Source organism: Photorhabdus khanii NC19, assembly GCF_000517265.1.
Classification (GTDB): domain Bacteria; phylum Pseudomonadota; class Gammaproteobacteria; order Enterobacterales; family Enterobacteriaceae; genus Photorhabdus; species Photorhabdus khanii.
Map to the genome: position 1 here is coordinate 43,193 of NZ_AYSJ01000011.1, position 22,417 is coordinate 65,609.

The 22,417-nt window shown below is 43.3% G+C and carries 17 protein-coding genes and 1 pseudogene; 2 read left to right on the forward strand and 16 right to left on the reverse strand.

Annotated elements, in window-relative coordinates; all coding sequences use genetic code 11:
- Positions 1-4: 4 nt before the first annotated feature.
- The 6 genes from PTE_RS10020 to PTE_RS10045 form a co-directional block, all read right to left on the reverse strand.
- The gene (locus PTE_RS10020; protein WP_036845843.1) at positions 5-784 is read right to left on the reverse strand and encodes a PIG-L family deacetylase; all 780 of its coding nucleotides are present in this window, start codon (positions 782-784) and stop codon (positions 5-7) included.
- Position 785: 1 nt separating this feature from the next.
- Positions 786-1,532 carry a hypothetical protein gene (locus PTE_RS10025; protein WP_036845846.1) on the reverse strand — a complete coding sequence of 249 codons (747 nt, stop codon included), beginning with the start codon at positions 1,530-1,532 and terminating at the stop codon, positions 786-788.
- A 13-nt stretch (positions 1,533-1,545) separates the two neighbouring features.
- Positions 1,546-2,169: a nucleotidyl transferase family protein gene (locus tag PTE_RS10030; protein ID WP_036845849.1), complete on the reverse strand. Its 624-nt coding sequence runs from the start codon at positions 2,167-2,169 to the stop codon at positions 1,546-1,548.
- Between the two features lie 265 nt (positions 2,170-2,434).
- On the reverse strand, positions 2,435-3,595 hold the full coding sequence (locus PTE_RS10035) for an aminotransferase class V-fold PLP-dependent enzyme (protein WP_036845852.1): 1,161 nt from the start codon (positions 3,593-3,595) through the stop codon (positions 2,435-2,437).
- Positions 3,595-4,251 (reverse strand): hypothetical protein, encoded by a 657-nt coding sequence (locus PTE_RS10040; RefSeq protein WP_036845855.1) that lies wholly within the window; start codon positions 4,249-4,251, stop codon positions 3,595-3,597. The genes PTE_RS10035 and PTE_RS10040 overlap by 1 nt, the downstream gene beginning before the upstream one ends.
- An 11-nt stretch (positions 4,252-4,262) precedes the next feature.
- Positions 4,263-5,159, reverse strand: coding sequence for a hypothetical protein (locus tag PTE_RS10045; RefSeq protein ID WP_036845858.1), 897 nt, complete (start codon positions 5,157-5,159; stop codon positions 4,263-4,265).
- A 482-nt stretch (positions 5,160-5,641) separates the two neighbouring features.
- On the opposite strand from PTE_RS10045, the gene PTE_RS10050 reads away from it, so the two are divergent.
- Together PTE_RS10050 and PTE_RS10055 are read left to right on the forward strand one after the other, a co-directional pair.
- The gene (locus PTE_RS10050; RefSeq protein ID WP_036845861.1) at positions 5,642-5,992 is read left to right on the forward strand and encodes a type II toxin-antitoxin system RelE/ParE family toxin; all 351 of its coding nucleotides are present in this window, start codon (positions 5,642-5,644) and stop codon (positions 5,990-5,992) included.
- A 7-nt stretch (positions 5,993-5,999) separates the two neighbouring features.
- Positions 6,000-6,302 carry a helix-turn-helix domain-containing protein gene (locus PTE_RS10055; protein WP_036845864.1) on the forward strand — a complete coding sequence of 101 codons (303 nt, stop codon included), beginning with the start codon at positions 6,000-6,002 and terminating at the stop codon, positions 6,300-6,302.
- 271 nt (positions 6,303-6,573) lie between these two features.
- On the opposite strand, the gene rpoC is transcribed toward PTE_RS10055, so the two are convergent.
- From rpoC to fusA, 10 genes and pseudogenes are all read right to left on the reverse strand, one after another.
- Positions 6,574-10,794 (reverse strand): DNA-directed RNA polymerase subunit beta', encoded by a 4,221-nt coding sequence (gene rpoC, locus PTE_RS10060; RefSeq protein WP_036845866.1) that lies wholly within the window; start codon positions 10,792-10,794, stop codon positions 6,574-6,576.
- A 130-nt stretch (positions 10,795-10,924) separates the two neighbouring features.
- Entirely contained in the window at positions 10,925-14,953 is a 4,029-nt protein-coding gene (gene rpoB, locus PTE_RS10065) for a DNA-directed RNA polymerase subunit beta (protein ID WP_036845869.1), read from the reverse strand.
- Between the two features lie 339 nt (positions 14,954-15,292).
- On the reverse strand, positions 15,293-15,658 hold the full coding sequence (rplL, locus tag PTE_RS10070; RefSeq protein WP_036845871.1) for a 50S ribosomal protein L7/L12: 366 nt from the start codon (positions 15,656-15,658) through the stop codon (positions 15,293-15,295).
- Between the two features lie 63 nt (positions 15,659-15,721).
- On the reverse strand, positions 15,722-16,228 hold the full coding sequence (gene rplJ, locus PTE_RS10075; protein ID WP_036845874.1) for a 50S ribosomal protein L10: 507 nt from the start codon (positions 16,226-16,228) through the stop codon (positions 15,722-15,724).
- 307 nt (positions 16,229-16,535) lie between these two features.
- Positions 16,536-17,237 (reverse strand): 50S ribosomal protein L1, encoded by a 702-nt coding sequence (rplA, locus tag PTE_RS10080; protein WP_036845877.1) that lies wholly within the window; start codon positions 17,235-17,237, stop codon positions 16,536-16,538.
- Between the two features lie 3 nt (positions 17,238-17,240).
- Entirely contained in the window at positions 17,241-17,669 is a 429-nt protein-coding gene (gene rplK, locus PTE_RS10085; RefSeq protein WP_021322885.1) for a 50S ribosomal protein L11, read from the reverse strand.
- Between the two features lie 157 nt (positions 17,670-17,826).
- A complete protein-coding gene (nusG, locus tag PTE_RS10090) occupies positions 17,827-18,372 on the reverse strand; it encodes a transcription termination/antitermination protein NusG (protein WP_011144820.1) in 546 nt (181 codons plus the stop codon).
- 1 nt (position 18,373) lies between these two features.
- Entirely contained in the window at positions 18,374-18,757 is a 384-nt protein-coding gene (secE, locus tag PTE_RS10095; RefSeq protein ID WP_021322887.1) for a preprotein translocase subunit SecE, read from the reverse strand.
- Positions 18,758-19,017: 260 nt separating this feature from the next.
- A pseudogene (tuf, locus tag PTE_RS10100) lies at positions 19,018-20,213 on the reverse strand (elongation factor Tu).
- Positions 20,214-20,285: 72 nt separating this feature from the next.
- Positions 20,286-22,394 carry an elongation factor G gene (gene fusA / locus PTE_RS10105; RefSeq protein ID WP_036845880.1) on the reverse strand — a complete coding sequence of 703 codons (2,109 nt, stop codon included), beginning with the start codon at positions 22,392-22,394 and terminating at the stop codon, positions 20,286-20,288.
- Positions 22,395-22,417 lie beyond the last annotated feature (23 nt).

The following is a 22,417-nucleotide window of genomic DNA, read 5'->3' on the forward strand; positions in this document are numbered from 1 at the left end:
TCTTTCATTTAATTAACCAAAAACGTTCTTGTATTTTGATTTTGTTAATAGATTGATGATATTTTCTCAATGAGACTAAAAGATTTGATTTGTTACCAAACAGAGGTTCTAATTGAGACTCATAAAATAAAATATTTTGCATTTTTTCTTTTAAATCAATATCTAACAATATAGCTCGCTTATCAAATTTGTTATTTCTTAATAAAGAATTTTCCACACTATCGGGATTAATAATAGGATATTCACCTAAAACATAAGGGAAATCTTCATAAAGTAATATTTTTAACTTACGTGAACCTGTTATATTATGTACAAGATTATTTATTATAATATGGTCCACATGTCGACCTATTCCCAAAGGGGCATATATATAATCAGGCTGATAATTTAACAATGTTTTGTCGATGAGATCTTGAGCCATATCGGATGCATAATCTGATTTATGTACCAGACCACTATAAATCATGGCAGAATTTTTATACATAAGTTCACCGCATTGATCAGTTCTGTAAATGCAATCTAAAATTCTACCATGTATTGGAATCGCTGATAATTTATTACAAAAGGCGATATCCTCATTAGCTCGCTTTGAATAAAGTTTTATAAATGAATTCATATTATCATTATTCGCAGAGTATAAGTAATGAGATGCAATATTTTTGTCATACTCAGTAAAAAATGTTAAAATAACTACCTTTTGATTTTCTGAAACTAATTTATGTATTAAACCGCCAGCGCTTAAAGCTACATCATCTAAATGGGGTGATAGAAATAAATGTATCATTTCAAACCTCCATGTAAAGGCGGTTATATTTTATTTCCATGAGTACAATATAAATAGCGGCTAAATCAATGCGTATCCCATCCCTGTTTTTTATAAAATCTGAGTTGTTAATATTTAGCTTTTCTTTTGATTGGACTCTTTCATCATCGGCATAAAATTCTTTCATTATATCAAACCAACTGGCATGGATTTTTTCTGCTGCAATTTCTATTATACTGTCACTGTGGCCTAATATTGTCATTAAATCTGAAAAAATAGCATCGTTTGTAGAAAGTAACATCTCATAATTAAAATTACCAGATGCAATATTGTCATCGTATAAATAAATACTTTTCATTATCTCTGATATAATACTCAAGTCGCTCTTGATTAACCTTTTCTCAAACTTCTTCTCTTTTTCTGTGAATGCTTGATAAGGTTTTAAAAAATTGACTTGCAAATTGTATTCAATTTCAAGTTTTGTTATTGAATCTTGCGTAGCAGTTCTATTATCGATTAAATATTTTGCACACCATAAATCGTGTATGCAAGAGGCAAGAATATCTAAATTACCGTCCTGCTCCAAGAACGCACATATCTCAGAAAATAATTTAATTTGTGAACCATCTAGCTGGGAATTTAAAGTTATATCACCAGGATTAAATATAAATGAAGCTTGTTTTAATCTTCTCTGAATCTCTTTGGTTAAATATGTTGAATTTAAATTAACTTCGTTATCCAGCAGATTTTTGTGATTTTCTTTATTCATGATTTATCTCCTTTTATTTATTCATTAACCTTATTTCTGTTGATGATATATCTAATCGGAATAGACTTTCTGGAATAGATTCAAATAAAAAACGATGCTCCTTTCTAATATTTACCAAATCATCAACTGCATGATATTTATTATTAAAAAAACGGCCAGCCACAAGAAATCTACAATCATTATTCTTAATTGTCATAAGAGATTTTTTTAATCCCTCTTCACCGCCATAATAAATAGGGTTATTAATTTCTTGACATAAATCAGCACCAATTACGAAAATTGCTCCTTGATAAATATGCGATTTATCAGTAAAAAACGTAGCATCGCTTAAAATTATATTACCTTTATCCTTGAATTGCTCTATCCTTTTGAAAACTTCATCGGTTGGAATGGTAAGTTTTACCGCATTCTTAATTGACAGTTCATAATAGGGTTTTCTTTTAGTCATCATTGTAGCGATTTCTTTTAATTCTTCATGACCTTTATGAAGTGGATTGAAAGAACCCGATAAAATTAACGCATTTTTCCAGTCTATGTTTGTATTGCTAAAGTCCCCTTTTCTATCAATATGTATATAATTCAACCTGCCATCAATTAAATTGTTTATATAACGCTCATTGTTGTTAGGTATATTCATATATGTTCCTATATGTTATTATTGTTAATAAAATATATATTAATTTCTTATAATTCCATATATTTATAAAATTCTATCCTTGTATTATTTACTAATGGTGATTAATGACACATCTTTATTTTCTTGAAATAAATATCAAATTAATTTACTTGACTATTCATCAGCAGCGAATCCTTTTGTTTTAACATTAAGGTTATGAAATTTAAATGTTTTATTCACAGTTCCACTTATTATTAAATTGCGTAAGTTATCTGAGCTCCTCTCATTAATTATCAGTATTTCCTTCACAACTTCCTTCAGTGATTTCAATCAAGGCAGATTTTATTTTTAAAATATCTTCCGCTGTATGCGACGTATCAAGGCTAACTCGAACAGTACCATCAGGGTAAGTGCCAAATTTTTTATGGGCTAATGGTGCACATTGCAACCCAGGACGTGTAATAATATTGTATTTGTTCTCGAGTATATAAGAAACTTCTCCGGGATGATAACCTTCCACTGTAAGAAGAATTGTTGGTAAGCCAACATTATGTTTACAGATTAGCTTGATTTTATTTAATTGTGATAACTCATCTATAAGAGTGGTACGCAGAGTTTGTAATTGATTTTGAATGTTCTCTATCCCAATTTTTTTTAAACGCCTTATAGACGCCAACAATGAAAGTATGCCAATAGTGTTTTGTGTTCCCGATTCATACTTGTATGGTATTCCAGTTGGTTGTGTTGTTAATCTTGATAATACACCTGTCCCACCCTGGATTAATTCATTATGAGAAAATCCATTATCAAGAATAAAATATCCCCCAATACCTGATACTCCTCCTAAACTTTTGTGCCCACTAAAAACAAAGTAATCAATATTACCTTTCGATAAATCAATTAATTGTGAACCAAAAGATTGTGAACCATCAACTAAAACCATTGCTCCGTATAAATGTGCCAGTTTTCCTACCTCATCTATATTACAAAATGTACCAATAGTATTCGAGCAACTATGAACTACTAGTAGCTTAGTTTTCTTATTCCTTAATAAAATCTCCAAATGCGATATATCAATTTCACCATCTGTCACATCGATCAATTGACTACTTACTCCAATATCTTTTAAATGGTTTATGGGTCTAAGTACTGAATTATGTTCTAAATGGGTAGTAATGACATTATCACCCGGTTTAAGCGTACCTTTTATACATTCATTGAGTGAGTACGTTGCTCCTGAGTTAAAAATGACTGTCCCATGACCATTTAATTTCGTTTGTTCGATTAATTCATGTCGGCACTCTTCAATGAGTTCGGTAACCTTTTTAGATTGTTGCGATAAAGATCGCCCTGGAGTTACTCCAAGAGTGTCTAAATACATATTTATCATGTCTTTCACTTCTTGTGACTTTGGCCATGAGGTAGAAGCTGCATCTGCATATAACATTATCCAATCTCCATATGGTTATTAATATATAATTTGAATTTTTTAGCAGTCGCATTCATCTCCTTTATTCCTTCATTAGCTCTCCAATCGGATCTTTCTGGCATATTTAAACTATTTGCCAATACTGTTCTTATCATTCCTCTCTCAATGAAATCTGATTCACCTATCGTAAAAATATATTTATTACCACTATCTTCAACATAGATATAGGGGCCAGCCTCACCGAACATTTTCAGTTCATCTAATGAGTCTATTGTATGCATTTTAAATTGATTCTTTAATTTATTATGAAGATCAATCTCAGTAGGGAAACAACATAAATGTGCATGATAACAGTACTTTTGATTTGGATCCATGACGATACAACCACCAGCTCGCCCATTTTCATAACAAATAGGATGACTTATATTGTAATATTCGCGATAAAAATCATTTATTATATTCTTAAACTGTTTCAATTCTTTTATTGCTTCTTCATCGTATATTTCTGCAAAGCACCGATATCCCCCTAAATCAGTATTACATTTGTTAGTGGCAATAATTATATAACCTTCAATTATCTGGCCTTTAGGTACAAAAGCATAGAAATATTTTCCTTGTAAAAGTATTTTATCTTTTTCAAAGGAAGATTCTGGGTGACAAAAAATACATCCCATTTTAAACTCCTTTATCGTTTGTCGATTTTATTGATAAATATATCTTCATGACATAAATTGAAATCTTCTTCGGTATGCCAGGCAATCATCATGCTAAACTTATTTATAATATTATGTTTACTTAGCCTACTTTGTAGTTCAGAATAAATAGGATTTGGTAAAATTATTCTGCATTTCGTCCTAATAGCAAAACAAGCGTTAATTATAGATATAATTGTACGGGGAGATGTATTTGACAAACCTATCACTTCCACCGTGGTATCATCAAAACCCAATATCGCTAATTCTTTCCCAACAGTTAACAACTTAATATACTTGTAGCAAGGACACTGCTTTGAGTAAGCGATCCAATCTCTATTTACTTCTCTGCCGAAAAAATTGATTTTACTAATATTATCTATTTCATTAAAATCACTCAGGTCTACATCGATTTTGGTAGCTCCTTCTACTATTATTTCTGTAAAATCAAAAACGTTCACTCTGTCACATATGTATTTTTCGAAAATCTTTGAATAACATTTGATCTTTCTTTCATCTGAGTAACATACCGTCGCATCCACATCATTACGATGTGTCTGTTTAGCACTTTCTATTATCAAAGTTCGCGATTTTACACATTCATCTATGCCAAAATCGCTAAGCATATTAATGGATACTTGCCTATGTTTAAGACTAAATTCACACTTTCTTGCTATAACAATTGACAAGTATGTATCGTTTCTTTTAAGCGAAAATGCTTTTATTTCACTAGAGATATTATATTTTTTTTCTTTAATATTCTTCCAAATAAAGTAGTCTAAGCTTCCTATATTACGCTTATAAAGATTATTTAACAGGATATAATTATCCTCCGTTACGTCCTCGCAGACCAAGATTACTCCATTTTTCCTGTCTTCAATATTCTCCATTATCTTATCTCGTTATTTTATATTGGCGCTAATTGCCTCTCATTTTCAGTTTATATTTATTTTCGAGTATATGAACATGAAATATTGTATTTTATGACCTGTATCATGATTTAAAGATTCAGCAGCAGTACAAACCGTAATTCGTTATCCTGAAAGATTAAATTAAAGTCGCCTTTAATGATATAAGAACACCGGTAAAAATAGGTTCTTTAAAGAAGAATATTTCATAAATTCTATATGGTGTGACTTTAAATAAAATAATCATATTGACCAGCCATCTGAATTAAACACGATGAACTATTTCTGCATGCCAAATAATATCTATTGTATGTTTAAGGTGATTTTGTCGGAACTGCTCATAGACAAATCAAGTTCAATACTTTTACACATGAAAGTTCACACCCTCGTACAAGATACCGATTTTTCTTGACTATAGATTTTCACCTATATAGCATTTAACCTATATTGAGTAAGGAGTAGTTATATGGGCTATAGAAACGACGGACACCTTTGATGCATGGTTCGATGCTTTGGATGATACCGATAGGGCCAATATGCTAGCTTCAATAATAGCGCTTCGAGAAAGAGGCCCTATGTTGCCCAGGCCATACGCAGACACTGTGAACGGTTCATGCTACAGCAACATGAAAGAATTGCGCGTCCAAAGCAAAGGCGACCCGCTCCGAGCATTCTTTGCGTTCGACCCCAAGCGGAGAGGAATTTTGCTTTGCGCTGGTAACAAAACCGGAGACGAGAAACGGTTTTATCAAACAATGATTCCGATTGCTGATCGTGAGTTCACGGCACATCTGGAAAAGCTAAAAAAGGAGTAAACATACTATGGCAAGAACGCTTGATCAAATATTAGCAAATGAAAAGCCCGAAGTTGTTGCCAATGCACAAGCTGCGGCAACAGAAATGTTATTAAACATCCATCTGGCAGAACTTCGTGAGCGGGTACAGAAGACCCAAAGCGAAATAGCTCTGGCTCTTGGTATCAAGCAACCCACGGTTTCTGACATGGAGAAGCTTGGCCGCGACTTGAAACTGTCTTCCCTCAAACGTTACGTTGAGGCAACAGGTAGCAAGCTGCGCCTCGATATCGAGTTGCCCGACGGCACCCACTACGGATTTTCCGTTTAACTACGAACGCCCCGGTAACACTCACAGATATATTCAGAATCAATGTCTGCATCGACTTTTTTACGCGCCAGATGATTGTGAGGAACAAGGTCTTCAAATTGAACTCTTTTCAGAAAGAAAAATTGGGCGAGAGGATTCGTGGCGGCAAGCTCCATTTAGTGAACGGAACTCGATTAAAACAGAGCACCAAGTAAAAAATTGGTACGTTATCAATAGGTTGAAATGCCCTCCAAAAAGGAGGGCATTTAATTAGCTATGGTACTCTACAGAATTACTTCTTATCGCCACCAAAACCAGCATTCAGCAGTTCTGCCAGGTTTGCAGTTGCTTCATCTACACTCACTTGTGGTGCTTCAGAAGGCTCATTCAACTGACGACGACGCATACGGTCCTGATGGTAAGCATAACCCGTACCGGCTGGGATCAGACGACCTACGATGACGTTCTCTTTCAAGCCACGCAGTTCATCACGTTTACCCGCAACCGCCGCTTCTGTCAGCACGCGGGTCGTTTCCTGGAACGATGCCGCAGAGATGAAGGATTCAGTCGCCAGAGACGCTTTGGTGATACCTAACAGATCACGTCCATAAATTGCAGGGACTTTACCTTCCTGTTCCAGCTTACGGTTTGCCACTTTAACGCGGGCATATTCAACCTGTTCGCCTTCCAGGAATTCGGAACTACCTGCACTTTCGATGGTTGCTTTACGCAGCATCTGACGCACGATAACTTCAATGTGTTTATCGTTAATCTTAACCCCTTGCAGGCGGTAAACTTCCTGAACTTCGTTGGTGATGTAACGGGTAACCGCATGAACGCCACGCAGACGCAAGATGTCATGTGGAGACTCTGGACCATCGGAGATCACATCACCACGCTCAACAACCTCACCTTCGAATACGTTGAGCTGACGCCATTTAGGGATCATCTCTTCGTAAGCATCACCACCATCTAATGGGGAGATAACCAGACGGCGTTTACCTTTGGTTTCTTTACCGAAGGAGACAATACCACTGACTTCAGCCAGGATTGCAGGTTCTTTCGGACGACGCGCTTCGAACAGGTCAGCAACACGTGGCAGACCACCGGTAATATCTTTCGTACCGCCGGATTCCTGAGGAATACGCGCTAAGGTATCACCCGCAGAGATGCTGACACCATCGTCTAACTGAACAATTGCTTTGCCTGGCAGGAAATATTGAGCAGGCATATCAGTACCTGGGATCAATACATCGTCACCCTTGGCATCAACGATTTTCAGTGCCGGACGCAAGTCTTTACCACTACCGGTACGCTCTGCACTATCCAGAACAACCAGTGAAGACAGACCCGTCAGCTCATCCGTCTGACGGGTAATGGTCTGACCATCTACCATATCGGCGAAACGGATGATACCGGATACTTCACTGACTACTGGCATGGTATGTGGATCCCAGTTAGCAACAGTTTCGCCGCCGTTAACTGCTTCGCCATCACCTTTACCCAATACCGCACCGTAAGGCACTTTATAACTTTCTTTAGTACGGCCAAATTCGTCGATCAAGCACAATTCGGTGTTACGGGAAGTAATCACCAGTTTACCTGCGGAGTTGGTAACGGATTTCGCGTTAAACAGTTTCAGGCTACCTTTGTTACGAACCTGAATGCTGGATTCCGCTGCTGCACGGGATGCCGCACCACCGATGTGGAACGTACGCATCGTCAGCTGTGTACCCGGCTCACCAATTGACTGCGCCGCAATAACACCAACAGCTTCGCCTTTATTGATGATGTGTCCGCGAGCAAGGTCACGACCATAACAGTTCGCACAAACACCAAAGTCAGTTTCACAACTTACAACAGAACGTACTTTAATGCTGTCAACAGAGCTCTCTTCTAACAGATCACACCATTTTTCGTTCAGCAGGGTGTTACGTGGAACCAGAATGTCAGCAGTACCCGGCTTGAGAACATCTTCTGCCGTTACACGACCCAATACACGCTCACGCAGTGGCTCTTTAACATCACCACCTTCAATGACCGGCGTCATCAGAATACCGTCGTGCGTACCACAGTCGTCTTCTGTAACAACCAGATCCTGTGCAACGTCAACCAGACGACGAGTCAGATAACCAGAGTTCGCCGTTTTCAGTGCGGTATCCGCCAAACCTTTACGGGCACCGTGGGTTGAGATGAAGTACTGGAGTACGTTCAAGCCTTCACGGAAGTTCGCGGTGATTGGGGTTTCGATAATGGAACCGTCTGGTTTAGCCATCAGGCCACGCATACCTGCCAACTGGCGGATCTGAGCGGCGGAACCACGCGCGCCAGAGTCAGCCATCATAAAGATGCTGTTGAAGGAGACCTGTTGTTCTTCTTCACCGTTACGGTTAATGACTGTCTCAGTGGACAGGTTTTCCATCATTGCCTTAGCTACACGCTCGTTTGCTGCGGCCCAGATATCGATAACTTTGTTATAACGTTCGCCAGCAGTTACCAGACCAGACTGGAACTGTTCCTGTATTTCAGCAACTTCTGCTTCTGCTTCCGTGATGATCCCAGCTTTTTTCTCTGGGATAACCATGTCATCAATACCAACAGATGCACCTGAACGCGCAGCGTAGGCAAAACCGGTGTACATGATCTGGTCAGCGAAGATAACTGTTGGTTTCAGGCCCATAACACGGTAGCAAGTGTTCAGCATTCTGGAGATAGCTTTTTTACCCAGTGGTTGGTTAACCAGAGAGTAAGGCAGACCTTTTGGCACGATCATCCACAGAATTGCACGACCAATAGTAGTATCAACCAGACCAGTACTGGTGGTGATATTACCCTCGCCATCTCTCACTTCTTCTGAGATACGAACTTTAACACGAGCATGCAGAGAAGCCAGACCTGCGCGGTATACGCGTTCTGCTTCTTTAGGCCCGGTCAGCACCATACCTTCGCCTTTAGCGTTAACACAGTCACGGGTCATGTAATACAGACCCAGAACAACGTCCTGAGATGGCACGATGATTGGCTCACCACTCGCAGGAGACAGGATGTTGTTAGTAGACATCATCAATGCACGCGCTTCTAACTGGGCTTCCAGTGTCAGCGGTACGTGAACAGCCATCTGGTCACCATCGAAGTCGGCGTTATATGCCGCACACACCAATGGGTGCAACTGAATCGCTTTACCTTCGATCAGAACCGGTTCGAATGCCTGAATACCCAAACGGTGAAGTGTTGGTGCACGGTTCAGCAGAACCGGGTGTTCACGAATCACTTCATCCAGGATATCCCATACCACCGCCTCTTCACGCTCAACCATCTTTTTGGCTGCTTTAATCGTCGTCGCTAAACCACGCAGTTCCAGCTTGCCATAGATGAATGGCTTGAACAGTTCCAGCGCCATCTTCTTAGGCAAACCACACTGATGCAGACGCAGGTAAGGACCTACGGTGATTACAGAACGGCCTGAGTAGTCAACACGTTTACCCAGCAGGTTCTGACGGAAACGACCCTGTTTACCCTTGATCATGTCAGCCAGGGATTTCAGAGGACGCTTGTTAGAACCGGTAATGGCACGACCGCGACGACCGTTATCCAACAGGGCATCAACCGCTTCCTGCAACATACGTTTTTCGTTGCGAACGATGATATCCGGTGCAGCCAGATCCAGCAGGCGTTTCAAACGGTTGTTACGGTTAATAACACGACGATATAGATCGTTCAGATCCGACGTTGCAAAACGGCCGCCATCCAATGGAACCAGTGGACGTAAATCAGGCGGCAGAACTGGCAGAACGGTCAGAACCATCCATTCTGGTTTGTTACCGGACTGAATAAATGCTTCCAACAGCTTAATACGCTTGGTCAACTTCTTACGTTTAGTTTCAGAGTTAGTTTCATTTAACTCTTCACGCAGAGTTTCACACTCATTTTCCAGATCGAGATTTTTCAGCAAAGACTGGATAGCTTCCGCACCCATCTTCGCATCAAATTCATCGCCGAACTCTTCCAGTGCATCCAGGTATTGTTCTTCTGTCAGGATTTGACTGCGTTCAAGGCTGGTCATACCGCCTTCTACAACCACATAGGATTCGAAGTACAGTACGCGCTCAATATCACGCAGAGGCATATCCAGCAATAAACCGATGCGGGATGGCAATGATTTCAGGAACCAAATGTGTGCAGTTGGAGAAGCCAGTTCGATGTGACCCATACGCTCACGACGAACTTTAGTCTGGGTAACTTCTACGCCACACTTCTCACAAATCACACCACGGTGTTTTAAGCGCTTGTATTTACCACACAAACACTCATAGTCTTTTACCGGTCCGAAAATACGGGCACAGAAAAGGCCGTCACGCTCAGGTTTGAACGTACGGTAGTTAATAGTTTCCGGCTTTTTCACTTCACCAAATGACCACGAGCGGATCATATCTGGTGAGGCCAGAGCAATTTTGATCGCATCAAACTCTTCGGTCTTAGTTTGCGCTTTCAGAAACTTCAATAAGTCTTTCACGAAATGGCTCCTGTCGGAGTTAGACCTGTCAGGAGAACGGCCCATGCCACTCTCCCCTATGACCAGTGCAACCACTGGCTGGTAAACTGCCCGTCATATCCATTCAGGGCAGTACCAGCGGGAATACGGTTTATTCGTCTTCCAGCTCGATGTTAATACCCAGAGAGCGGATCTCTTTCAACAATACGTTGAAGGATTCCGGCATCCCTGGCTCCATCTGGTGGTTGCCATCCACGATGTTTTTATACATCTTGGTACGGCCGTTAACATCGTCGGACTTGACGGTGAGCATTTCCTGCAAGGTGTACGCGGCACCATATGCTTCCAATGCCCACACTTCCATCTCACCGAAGCGTTGACCACCGAACTGCGCCTTACCACCCAGCGGTTGCTGAGTAACCAGGCTGTACGAACCTGTTGAACGAGCATGCATTTTGTCATCCACCAGGTGGTTCAGTTTCAACATATACATGTAGCCAACTGTAACCTGACGTTCGAATTGCTCACCAGTACGACCATCAAACAGGGTAATTTGCCCAGAAGTTGGCAAGTCACCCAGTTTCAGCAGTTCTTTAATTTCTTTCTCTTTCGCACCATCAAATACTGGTGTTGCAATTGGCATACCTTTTTTCAAGTTTTCCGCCAAACGCATAACTTCTTCATCAGAGAAAGTGTTCAGATCAACTTTCTGACGGGTTTCATCACCCAGGTCATAAGCTTTCTGGATAAATTCACGCAGTTTGGCGACTTCCTGCTGCTGTTTCAGCATCGCGTTAATCTTGTCACCAATACCTTTCGCAGCCATCCCCAGGTGAGTTTCCAGGATCTGACCAATGTTCATACGTGATGGTACGCCCAGTGGGTTCAGTACGATATCTACCGGAGTGCCGTTTTCATCGTAAGGCATATCTTCGATCGGGTTGATCTTGGAGATAACACCCTTGTTACCGTGGCGGCCCGCCATCTTATCACCCGGCTGAATCTGCCGCTTAACCGCCAGATAAACTTTAACGATCTTCAGCACGCCCGGTGCTAAGTCATCGCCCTGCGTGATCTTACGACGTTTAGCGTCCAGTTTTTTCTCGAACTCAGTTTTCAGTTCGTCATACTGTTCAGCCAACTGTTCCAACTGATTCTGTTTTTCTTCATCAGCCAGACCCAGTTCTAACCAACGCTCACGAGGCAGCTTATCCAATTTCTCAGCTTCGATGCCGCCAGAAATCAGGACAGAACGGATACGGGCAAACAAGCCAGCTTCAAAGATCCGCAACTCTTCTGTCAGATCTTTCTTAGCCTGACGCAGTTGCATCTCTTCGATTTCCAGAGCACGTTTATCTTTTTCAACGCCGTCGCGGGTAAATACCTGTACGTCGATAACCGTACCGGATACGCCATTTGGTACGCGCAGAGAAGAGTCTTTAACATCAGACGCTTTCTCACCGAAGATAGCACGCAGCAGTTTTTCTTCTGGCGTCAGCTGAGTTTCACCTTTAGGTGTCACTTTACCAACCAGAATGTCACCGCCAGTCACTTCCGCACCAATATAAACAATACCGGATTCATCCAGTTTGGAAAGTGCCGCTTCACCCACGTTAGGGATGTCAGCAGTGATCTCCTCAGGCCCTAATTTGGTATCACGAGACACACAAGCCAGTTCCTGGATGTGAATAGTTGTAAAGCGATCTTCCTGGACAACACGCTCAGAAACTAAGATGGAGTCCTCGAAGTTATAACCATTCCACGGCATGAACGCTACGCGCATGTTCTGACCCAGAGCCAATTCACCCAAGTCAGTGGATGGACCATCGGCCAGTACGTCACCGCGTTCTACAGGTTCACCCAGAGAAACACATGGCATTTGGTTAATACAGGTGTTCTGGTTAGAACGGGTGTATTTAGTCAGGTTATAGATATCGATACCTGCTTCACCCGGATACATTTCGTCTTCGTTTACTTTGATAACGATACGGGATGCATCAACGTACTGAACCACGCCACCGCGTTTAGCAACGGAAGTGACACCTGAGTCAACCGCAACAGCACGTTCCATACCTGTACCTACCAGCGGCTTGTCAGCACGCAGTGTAGGAACAGCCTGACGTTGCATGTTTGCACCCATCAATGCACGGTTTGCGTCATCGTGTTCCAGGAATGGGATCAGGGAAGCACCGACGGAAACCACCTGTTGAGTGGAAACGTCCATATATTCAACCTGTTCACGGTTGAATAAGCTGGATTCGCCATAATTACGGCAGGTTATCAGATCTTCAACGAAGTGACCTTCATCGTCCAATACGGTGTTTGCCTGTGCGATAACGAAGTTACCTTCTTCAATCGCAGACAAGTAATGAATTTCATCAGTGACAACACCATCACGAACCAGACGGTATGGGGTTTCAAGGAAACCATACTCGTTAGTCTGCGCATAAACAGACAATGAGTTAATCAGACCGATGTTCGGACCTTCCGGGGTTTCGATTGGACATACACGACCATAGTGAGTTGGATGTACGTCACGCACTTCAAAGCCCGCGCGCTCACGAGTTAAACCACCTGGGCCTAACGCAGAAATACGGCGTTTGTGAGTGATTTCAGAAAGTGGGTTGTTTTGGTCCATAAACTGAGACAGCTGGCTGGAACCAAAGAATTCTTTCACTGCGGCGGAAATTGGCTTAGCGTTGATCATATCCTGAGGCATCAGAGTATCCAGATCACCCAGAGACAGACGCTCTTTAACCGCACGCTCAACACGTACCAGACCAACACGGAACTGGTTTTCTGCCATTTCACCCACGGAACGGATACGACGGTTACCTAAGTGGTCAATATCGTCAACTTCACCTTTACCGTTACGGATGTCAATGAGCTTCTTCATGACATCAGTGATGTCATTTTTACTCAGAATACCGGAGCCTTCAACTTCTTCTCGGCTCAGTGAACGGTTGAATTTCATACGACCAACCGCAGAAAGATCGTAACGATCTTCTGAGAAGAACAGATTTTCAAACAGATTTTCTGCTGCTTCACGCGTTGGCGGCTCACCAGGACGCATCATGCGATAGATTTCAACCAATGCACCTAAACGATCGTTGGTTGGATCAACACGAAGAGTCTCGGAGATATATGCACCGTGATCCAAATCGTTGGTAAACAGGGTTTCGATAGATTTATGACCAGCCTGGCTCAAACGTGCCAACAGATCCAAAGAGAGTTCCATGTTAGCCGCACAGATAATTTCACCCGTATTGACATCAATGTAATCTCTTGCAACAACTTTACCCGCGATGTATTCAACCGGAACCTCAATACGGTTCACTTCGTCTTTTTCTAACTGACGGATATGACGTGCGGTAATACGACGGCCTTTTTCAACATAAACTTTGCCGTTTGCTTCAATATCAAAAGAAGCCGTTTCACCACGCAGACGCTCTGGCACCAGTGTCATCTGGAGTTTGTTGTCACGAATTTCGAAAACAGTCTTACTGAAGAACAGGTTCAGAATGTTTTCAGTGCTGTAATCCATTGCGCGCAGAATAATGGTTGCCGGCAATTTACGGCGACGGTCAATACGCACAAACAGGTTATCTTTTGGATCGAATTCGAAATCTAACCAAGAACCACGGTAAGGGATAATACGTGCGTTATACAGCACTTTACCGGATGAGTGAGTTTTACCCTTATCGCTGTCAAAGAATACACCAGGACTACGATGTAATTGGGAGACAATAACCCGCTCAGTACCATTGATAACAAAAGTACCGTTGTCAGTCATGAGCGGAATTTCACCCATGTAGACTTCTTGTTCTTTGATGTCTTTGACTGTGCCTTCCGGTGCTTCACGTTCATAGATGACCAGACGCAGTTTAACGCGCAGAGGTGCAGAATAAGTGACACCACGAATCTGGCACTCTTTAACATCAAACACTGGCTCACCAAGACGGTAGCTAACGTATTGCAGCTCCGAACTGCCACTGTAGCTCTGAATTGGGAATACAGAACGGAATGCCGCTTCTAAACCATTCTGGCCTTCTGGATCTTGCTCGATAAATTTCTGGAACGAGTCAAGTTGGATAGAAAGGAGATAGGGTACATCCAAAACTTGTGGACGCTTACCAAAATCCTTACGAATACGTTTTTTCTCGGTATAGGAGTAAACCATAGGGTTCCTCAGCTCGCTGATCAGTGACCCACTCTGCCCGCCCTAAAGGACAGCTCTTTACGACACTGTTTTTTCGAACAGAAAATTGAATTATTTTCCGTAATACTCATTGCTATTACTCTTAAATCATTTCATTGCGCTACCTTACTACCGAGCTACCCGAGTGGATCGTAGCTGAGAACGCAGTATATTAAGTCGTCAATAGGAAAAAGTATTTGGGGGTTAATTAGCAGCCAAACAGTGGAAATGCTACTAATGCCCTACAGCGCAAAAAGGCTGGTGATTAAAAAATCACCAGCCGTCAGCCTGTAAAGTCAGGCTGCTAACTCAAAACTGAACTTACTTAATCTCAACAGAAGCACCAGCTTCTTCCAGAGATTTTTTCAGTGCTTCAGCGTCATCTTTGCTGATAGCTTCTTTCATTACAGCTGGAGCGCTTTCAACCAAGTCTTTCGCTTCTTTCAGACCCAGGCCAGTTGCACCGCGTACTGCCTTGATAACAGCAACTTTGTTAGCGCCGATAGAAGACAGAACAACGTCAAACTCAGTTTGTTCTTCAACAGCTTCAGCAGCGCCAGCAACTACAGCTACAGCCGCAGCAGCAGAAACGCCGAATTTGTCTTCCATTGCAGTGATCAGTTCAACAACATCCATAACGGACATGCCTGCAACTGCGTCCAGAATTTGTTCTTTATTGATAGACATAACAAGTGTTCCTAAAATTCAGAAATAATTTATACGTTAAAAAGCAACGAAGGAAATCGGCAATTAAGCTACTTCTTTCTGCTCGCGTGACTCGCGTAACGCAGCCAGAGTACGAACCAGTTTGCCAGCAACGGCTTCTTTCATGGTTGACATCAGGCGTGCGATTGCTTCTTCGTAAGTCGGGAGTGTTGCCAAACGGTCAATATTGGCCGCAGGAATGAACTCACCCTCAAAGGCTGCTGCTTTAATCTCAAATGCCGGATTCGCTTTCGCGAACTCTTTGAACAGACGAGCAGCTGCGCCCGGATGTTCTTTAGAGAAAGCAATCAAGGTCGGACCAATAAACGCTTCTTTCAGGCACTCATATTCAGTACCTTCAACAGCACGGCGGATCAGTGTGTTACGAACAACACGGATGTAAACGCCAGCTTCGCGACCTGCTTTACGCAGTTCAGTCATTTTACCTACAGTAACGCCACGGGAATCCGCAACAACCGCAGACAGCGCGCCTTTGGCTACTTCGCTGACTTCAGCAACAATCGCTTGTTTGTCTTGAAGATTTAGTGCCATTAGCTTCTTGCTCCTGGATTAACCGGGAAGAACCCGGAACTCACATCACTCATAACACCAGATGTGTCTGAGCTCTAAAACACGGTGAGCAGAATCCAGAAATGAATTTCATTTGGCTCTGTCACCGTCTACGCAGGGATATTAAGTAATCATTTACACCTGCGGTCTTGGACGGGGCTTGGATTAGGCCAAGCTCCAACCGAAAATTGTTTGTTTAGCTAATAAATAATCTACCAGCCAAACATAAGGCGCCAAATTTTAGACAAATCTGACGCCAAGGTAAAGCGATAATCACGTCCAGTTCAAATTAAACTGAAGCGCTCAGACCAGACTGGTCAATCGCTACACCTGCACCCATAGTAGTGGACAGGCTAATTTTCTTAATGAAAACACCTTTAGCAGAAGATGGTTTTGCTTTTTTCAGCGCAACCAGCAGAGCTTCCAAGTTTTCTTTCAGTTTGTCAGCGTCAAAGTCAACTTTACCGATGGTGGTGTGGATAATGCCGTTTTTATCGTTACGGTAACGAACCTGGCCCGCTTTAGCATTCTGAACAGCTTCAGCGACGTTAGGCGTTACAGTACCCACTTTAGGGTTTGGCATCAGACCACGTGGGCCCAGGATTTGACCTAATTGGCCAACAACGCGCATTGCATCTGGAGATGCGATAACAACGTCAAAGTTCATTTCGCCTTTTTTAACCTGTTCAGCCAGGTCTTCCATACCTACCAGTTCAGCGCCAGCCGCTTTAGCAGCTTCAGCGTTTGCACCCTGGGTAAATACAGCTACGCGAACGGAACGGCCAGTACCGTGAGGCAGTACAGTTGCACCACGTACGTTCTGGTCAGATTTACGAGCGTCGATGCCGAGATTAACAGCAACGTCAACGCTTTCTACAAATTTAGCAGTTGCCAGTTCTTTCAGAAGAACAACAGCTTCGTTAATGTCATACTGTTTAGTTGCATCAACTTTTTCACGGATTGTGCGCATGCGCTTGGTCAGTTTAGCCATCGATTAACCCTCCACTACCAGGCCCATGGAACGAGCAGTACCTTCGATTGAACGCATCATTGCGTCAACATCAGCACCAGTCATATCCGCAGCTTTAGTTTCAGCAATTTCACGAATCTGAGCGCTGGTTACTTTACCAACTTTATCTTTATTCGGTTTGCCGGAACCTGATTTAACACCGGCTGCTTTTTTCAGCAGAACAGCGGCTGGTGGGGTTTTAGTCACGAAAGTGAAAGAGCGATCAGAATAAACAGTGATCACAACAGGAATCGGCAAGCCTTTTTCAATGCTATCAGTTTTAGCATTGAACGCCTTACAGAATTCCATGATGTTAACACCCTGCTGACCTAAAGCAGGACCTACTGGAGGGCTTGGGTTAGCCATACCAGCTGCAACCTGCAACTTGACATAGGCTTGTACTTTCTTAGCCATTGATAATTTCCTCTGTGTGGGTGATATCGCCTTGTTTAAAAGGCTCCCCTGTCATTTCAGCCCCGCCGTTTCAGGCCAGACCACTAAAAACAAAAGGCGCGAAATTGTATGTTAATTTCACGCCTATTGCAAGCCAGCTAGAAGATATGCCTAGAAATTAAGCTTTCTCTACCTGACTGAAATCCAGCTCAACGGGTGTAGCACGACCAAAGATAGAAACCGATACCTTCAGGCGGCTTTTCTCGTAGTCGACTTCTTCCACAACACCATTGAAGTCTGCAAATGGGCCATCGCTGACACGGACCATTTCGCCTGGTTCGAACAATGTTTTTGGCCGTGGTTTATCACCAACCTGCTGAAGACGATTCATAATCGCATCAACTTCTTTATCACTGATTGGTGCCGGGCGGTCAGATGTGCCACCGATAAAACCCATGACACGCGGTACGCTGCGAACAAGATGCCATGTTGCATCGTTCATGATCATTTGTACCAGCACATACCCAGGGAAGAATTTGCGTTCACTTTTGCGACGCTGGCCGCTACGAATCTCAACAACTTCCTCTGTTGGCACCATCACTTCGCCAAAAGAATCTTCCATATCATGCAGTTTGATATGTTCACGTAAAGATTGTGCAACACGACCTTCAAACCCGGAGAATGCCTGTATGACATACCAACGTTTTTTTGGGGAATCTGACATCTTAGAACCTCAGGCCTGTAATAAATGAAACTAAACGCACCAGGATGCCGTCAAGACCCCAGAGGATCAAAGACATCAATGCAGTCACTGCCGCCACAATCAAAGTTGTGTGCAACGCTTCCTGGCGAGTTGGCCAAATGACTTTGCGCATTTCAACGCGGGCTTCACGGGCAAAAGCCAGTGTGGTTTTACCTTTAGCTGTCCAGAGCGCAACCGCTCCCGCAAGAGCAACAATAACAACAACCGCTATCGCGCGCAAAGGAAGGCTATACTCCCGATAAAGGTAGTTACCAACGATAGCAGCCGTTAATAAAGCTGCCACTAATAGCCATTTCATTACCTCAAGACCGCGCCTGCTTTCTTGAGCATCGCTATTCGCACTCATAAACCAACCTGTAACTATGATTTAAATAGATAGCCAGCTTGCCTCGCAAGAGCAAAACAAATCAGACCGAACCAAAAAATTTGAGTGATTGTATCTGACTTGGCGCCATAATTCAGTATGACATTGTATATCTGAGAGATATATAGCCAATTCGTTGTATCAGAGCCTATCTCACCAATAATTAAAAACAACTCTTGATGAGATAGGTTCTTATAAAACAACGTACAAAAAGGGCATCAGTTGATGCACTTTTACAGTAATCACATCAAAAAACTATGCCACATTGCTTTAACTACAACACCCTGACCTACTGTACCGGCACCTTCACGGACCGCGAGTGGTGACCCTGGTCCATCGCGATTGGTGCTTCAGGGCCACAATCATCTGAATGGGTCACCTGTCATCACCATTTCTACACAATCTGATACTTCGAGAGGCCCGGATGCGTCAGTTGACCGGAAGTGGAACTGCGGGCGGTAGCCTTTGAAGAACCCAGTATGACGGCCGCCTTCGGCTTTGCTCTGGTATAAACTTCTGATTCGAAAGTGGTGTGTGGACTAATTGAACCTGGCTGTGCCAATACCTGACCACGTTTCATTTCATCACCTTGTTCCTGAACCAATGTAACACGCACGACCACGACTACCTGGTCTAACTGGATGAGATGGAAGAGCATTTCTACCTCTGTCCAAGTTATTTTCCCGGCGACTATGATCCCCACNATTTCNNCTTCTTCACCCNANTTTAANGATACCGNNNTCTACANGANNGGNCACNNCANNACCACGGCCTNAAATANAGAATACNTCTTCNATTGGCCAGCAGGAATGGNTGGNCNATANCATNNCTGCTGNCTCTGGAATGTAGCTATCCAGGGCTTCTGCCAGTTCGATGATTTTGGCTTCCCACTGTGCATCACCTTCCAGTGCTTTCAGAGCAGAACCACGGATTACTGGCGGGTCGTCGCCTGGGAAATCATACTGAGACAGCAGCTCACGCACTTCCATCTCAACCAGTTCCAGCAGCTCTTCGTCGTCTACCATGTCACATTTGTTCAGGAACACGATGATGTAAGGAACGCCTACCTGACGGCCTAACAGGATGTGCTCAAGAGTCTGTGGCATTGGGCCGTCAGTTGTTGCAACGACCAGGATCGCGCCGTCCATCTGAGCAGCACCGGTGATCATGTTTTTCAGGTAGTCGGCGTGGCCTGGGCAGTCAACGTGTGCATAGTGACGACTTGGCGTATCATATTCTACGTGAGAAGTAGAGATGGTGATACCACGCGCTTTTTCTTCTGGCGCGTTATCGATCTGGTCGAATGCNCGAGCGTTACCNCCGNAGGTTTTAGCCAGTACAGTAGTGATGGCAGCAGTCAGGGTAGTTTTACCATGGTCAACGTGGCCGATAGTACCAACGTAACGTGCGGTTTTACGTCAAATTTTTCTTTAGACACGACTCTATTCCTTAATATCGCTCCCTCGTTATATGGGGAGGGAGCTAAATCTAGATATTAAACCCGAAAAGCTTATTTAGCTTTACGAGCTTCGATAATAGCCTGAGCGACGTTGCTCGGCGCTTCATTGTACTTCAGGAACTCCATGGAGTAAGAAGCACGACCTTGGGTCTGAGAACGCAGATCAGTAGCATAACCAAACATTTCAGATAATGGTACCTGAGCACGTACGATTTTACCGGTAGCAAGATCTTCCATACCGTCGATCATACCACGGCGACGGTTCAGGTCACCGATAACGTCACCCATGTAGTCTTCTGGAGTTTCAACTTCAACTTTCATGATAGGTTCCAGCAGAACTGGTTTCGCTTTCATGAAGCCTTCTTTGAAGCCCATAGAACCTGCGATTTTGAACGCCATTTCAGAGGAGTCAACTTCGTGGTAAGAACCATCGAACACTGCTACTTTAACGTCAACAATCGGGTAACCGGCCAGAACACCATTCTTCATTTGTTCCTGAATACCCTTATCTACAGCAGGGATATATTCTTTAGGAATAACACCACCAACGATTTCGTTAGCGAATTGGTAGCCTGGGCCACCTGCTTCCATTGGCTCAATACGCAGCCATACGTGACCAAACTGACCACGACCACCAGACTGACGAACAAATTTACCTTCTTGTTCAACAGTAGTACGGATGGTTTCACGGTAAGCAACCTGAGGTTTACCGACGTTTGCTTCAACTTTGAACTCACGACGCATACGGTCAACCAGAACGTCTAAGTGAAGCTCACCCATGCCCGCGATAATAGTCTGGCCGGATTCTTCATCGGTAGACACGCGGAATGATGGGTCTTCCTGAGCCAGACGACCTAAAGCGATACCCATTTTTTCCTGGTCGACTTTAGTTTTTGGCTCAATCGCAACAGAGATTACCGGCTCTGGGAATTCCATACGCTCCAGAATGATTGGAGAACTGATATCACACAGGGTATCACCAGTAGTCACGTCTTTCAGACCGATCGCAGCTGCGATGTCGCCTGCGCGAACTTCTTTGATTTCCTCACGCTTGTTAGCATGCATCTGAACGATACGGCCAAAACGCTCTTTTTTGTCTTTCACTGGGTTAAGAACGGTATCACCGGAATTAACCACGCCAGAGTAGACACGGAAGAAGGTCAGGTTACCAACGAATGGGTCAGTAGCGATTTTAAACGCCAGTGCCGAGAACGGTTCGTTATCGTCAGAATGACGCTCTGCCGGGGTATCTTTACCATCTGGCAGAAGGCCTTTAATGGATTCAACGTCAGTTGGCGCCGGCAGGTACTCAATAACGGCATCCAGCATTGCCTGAACACCTTTGTTCTTAAATGCAGAACCACAGGTAACCAGGATGATTTCGTTAGTCATAACACGATGACGCAGACCCGCTTTGATCTCTTCTTCGGTCAGCTCTTCACCGCCGAGGTATTTTTCCATCAGCTCTTCTGATGCTTCCGCTGCGGCTTCAACCAAGTTGTTACGCCATTCTTCAGCCAGATCCTGCATATCAGCTGGAATATCTTCATAAGTGAAGGTAGTTCCCTGATCTTCCTCGTTCCAGTTGATAGCTTTCATTTTCACCAGGTCAACAACACCGGTGAAAACATCTTCCGCACCAATTGCCAATTGCAGAGGAACTGGATTTGCAGCCAAACGGCTTTTGATCTGCTCAACAACGCGTAAGAAATTCGCTCCCATACGGTCCATTTTGTTAACGAACGCGATACGTGGAACTTTATATTTATTCGCCTGACGCCATACGGTTTCAGACTGTGGCTGAACACCACCAACCGCACAGTAAACCATGACTGCACCGTCAAGGACACGCATAGAACGTTCTACTTCGATAGTGAAGTCAACGTGGCCTGGGGTGTCGATGATATTGATACGGTGCGCATCAAACTGCTTAGCCATACCTGACCAAAAAGCAGTTGTTGCTGCGGAGGTGATGGTAATACCACGCTCCTGCTCCTGTTCCATCCAGTCCATAGTAGCAGCGCCATCATGAACTTCACCGATCTTATGGTTTACACCAGTGTAGAACAGAATACGTTCGGTAGTGGTGGTTTTACCGGCGTCGATGTGTGCACTGATACCGATGTTACGGTAGCGTGCAATGGGTGTTGTACGAGCCATTTGATTCCTCTATTCCTAGGACG

Excerpts from the sequence above, each read along its gene's own strand:
- rplA (WP_036845877.1), bottom strand. The coding sequence starts at position 17,237 with ATGGCTAAACTGACCAAGCGCATGCGCACAATCCGTGAAAAAGTTGAT.
- nusG (WP_011144820.1), bottom strand. The coding sequence starts at position 18,372 with ATGTCAGATTCCCCAAAAAAACGTTGGTATGTCATACAGGCATTCTCC.
- PTE_RS10055 (WP_036845864.1), top strand. The coding sequence starts at position 6,000 with ATGGCAAGAACGCTTGATCAAATATTAGCAAATGAAAAGCCCGAAGTT.
- fusA (WP_036845880.1), bottom strand. The coding sequence starts at position 22,394 with ATGGCTCGTACAACACCCATTGCACGCTACCGTAACATCGGTATCAGT.
- PTE_RS10025 (WP_036845846.1), bottom strand. The coding sequence starts at position 1,532 with ATGAATAAAGAAAATCACAAAAATCTGCTGGATAACGAAGTTAATTTA.
- rpoB (WP_036845869.1), bottom strand. The coding sequence starts at position 14,953 with ATGGTTTACTCCTATACCGAGAAAAAACGTATTCGTAAGGATTTTGGT.
- PTE_RS10045 (WP_036845858.1), bottom strand. The coding sequence starts at position 5,159 with ATGGAGAATATTGAAGACAGGAAAAATGGAGTAATCTTGGTCTGCGAG.
- rplJ (WP_036845874.1), bottom strand. The coding sequence starts at position 16,228 with ATGGCACTAAATCTTCAAGACAAACAAGCGATTGTTGCTGAAGTCAGC.
- PTE_RS10020 (WP_036845843.1), bottom strand. The coding sequence starts at position 784 with ATGATACATTTATTTCTATCACCCCATTTAGATGATGTAGCTTTAAGC.
- PTE_RS10030 (WP_036845849.1), bottom strand. The coding sequence starts at position 2,169 with ATGAATATACCTAACAACAATGAGCGTTATATAAACAATTTAATTGAT.
- secE (WP_021322887.1), bottom strand. The coding sequence starts at position 18,757 with ATGAGTGCGAATAGCGATGCTCAAGAAAGCAGGCGCGGTCTTGAGGTA.
- rplL (WP_036845871.1), bottom strand. The coding sequence starts at position 15,658 with ATGTCTATCAATAAAGAACAAATTCTGGACGCAGTTGCAGGCATGTCC.
- PTE_RS10040 (WP_036845855.1), bottom strand. The coding sequence starts at position 4,251 with ATGGGATGTATTTTTTGTCACCCAGAATCTTCCTTTGAAAAAGATAAA.
- rplK (WP_021322885.1), bottom strand. The coding sequence starts at position 17,669 with ATGGCTAAGAAAGTACAAGCCTATGTCAAGTTGCAGGTTGCAGCTGGT.
- PTE_RS10035 (WP_036845852.1), bottom strand. The coding sequence starts at position 3,595 with ATGTTATATGCAGATGCAGCTTCTACCTCATGGCCAAAGTCACAAGAA.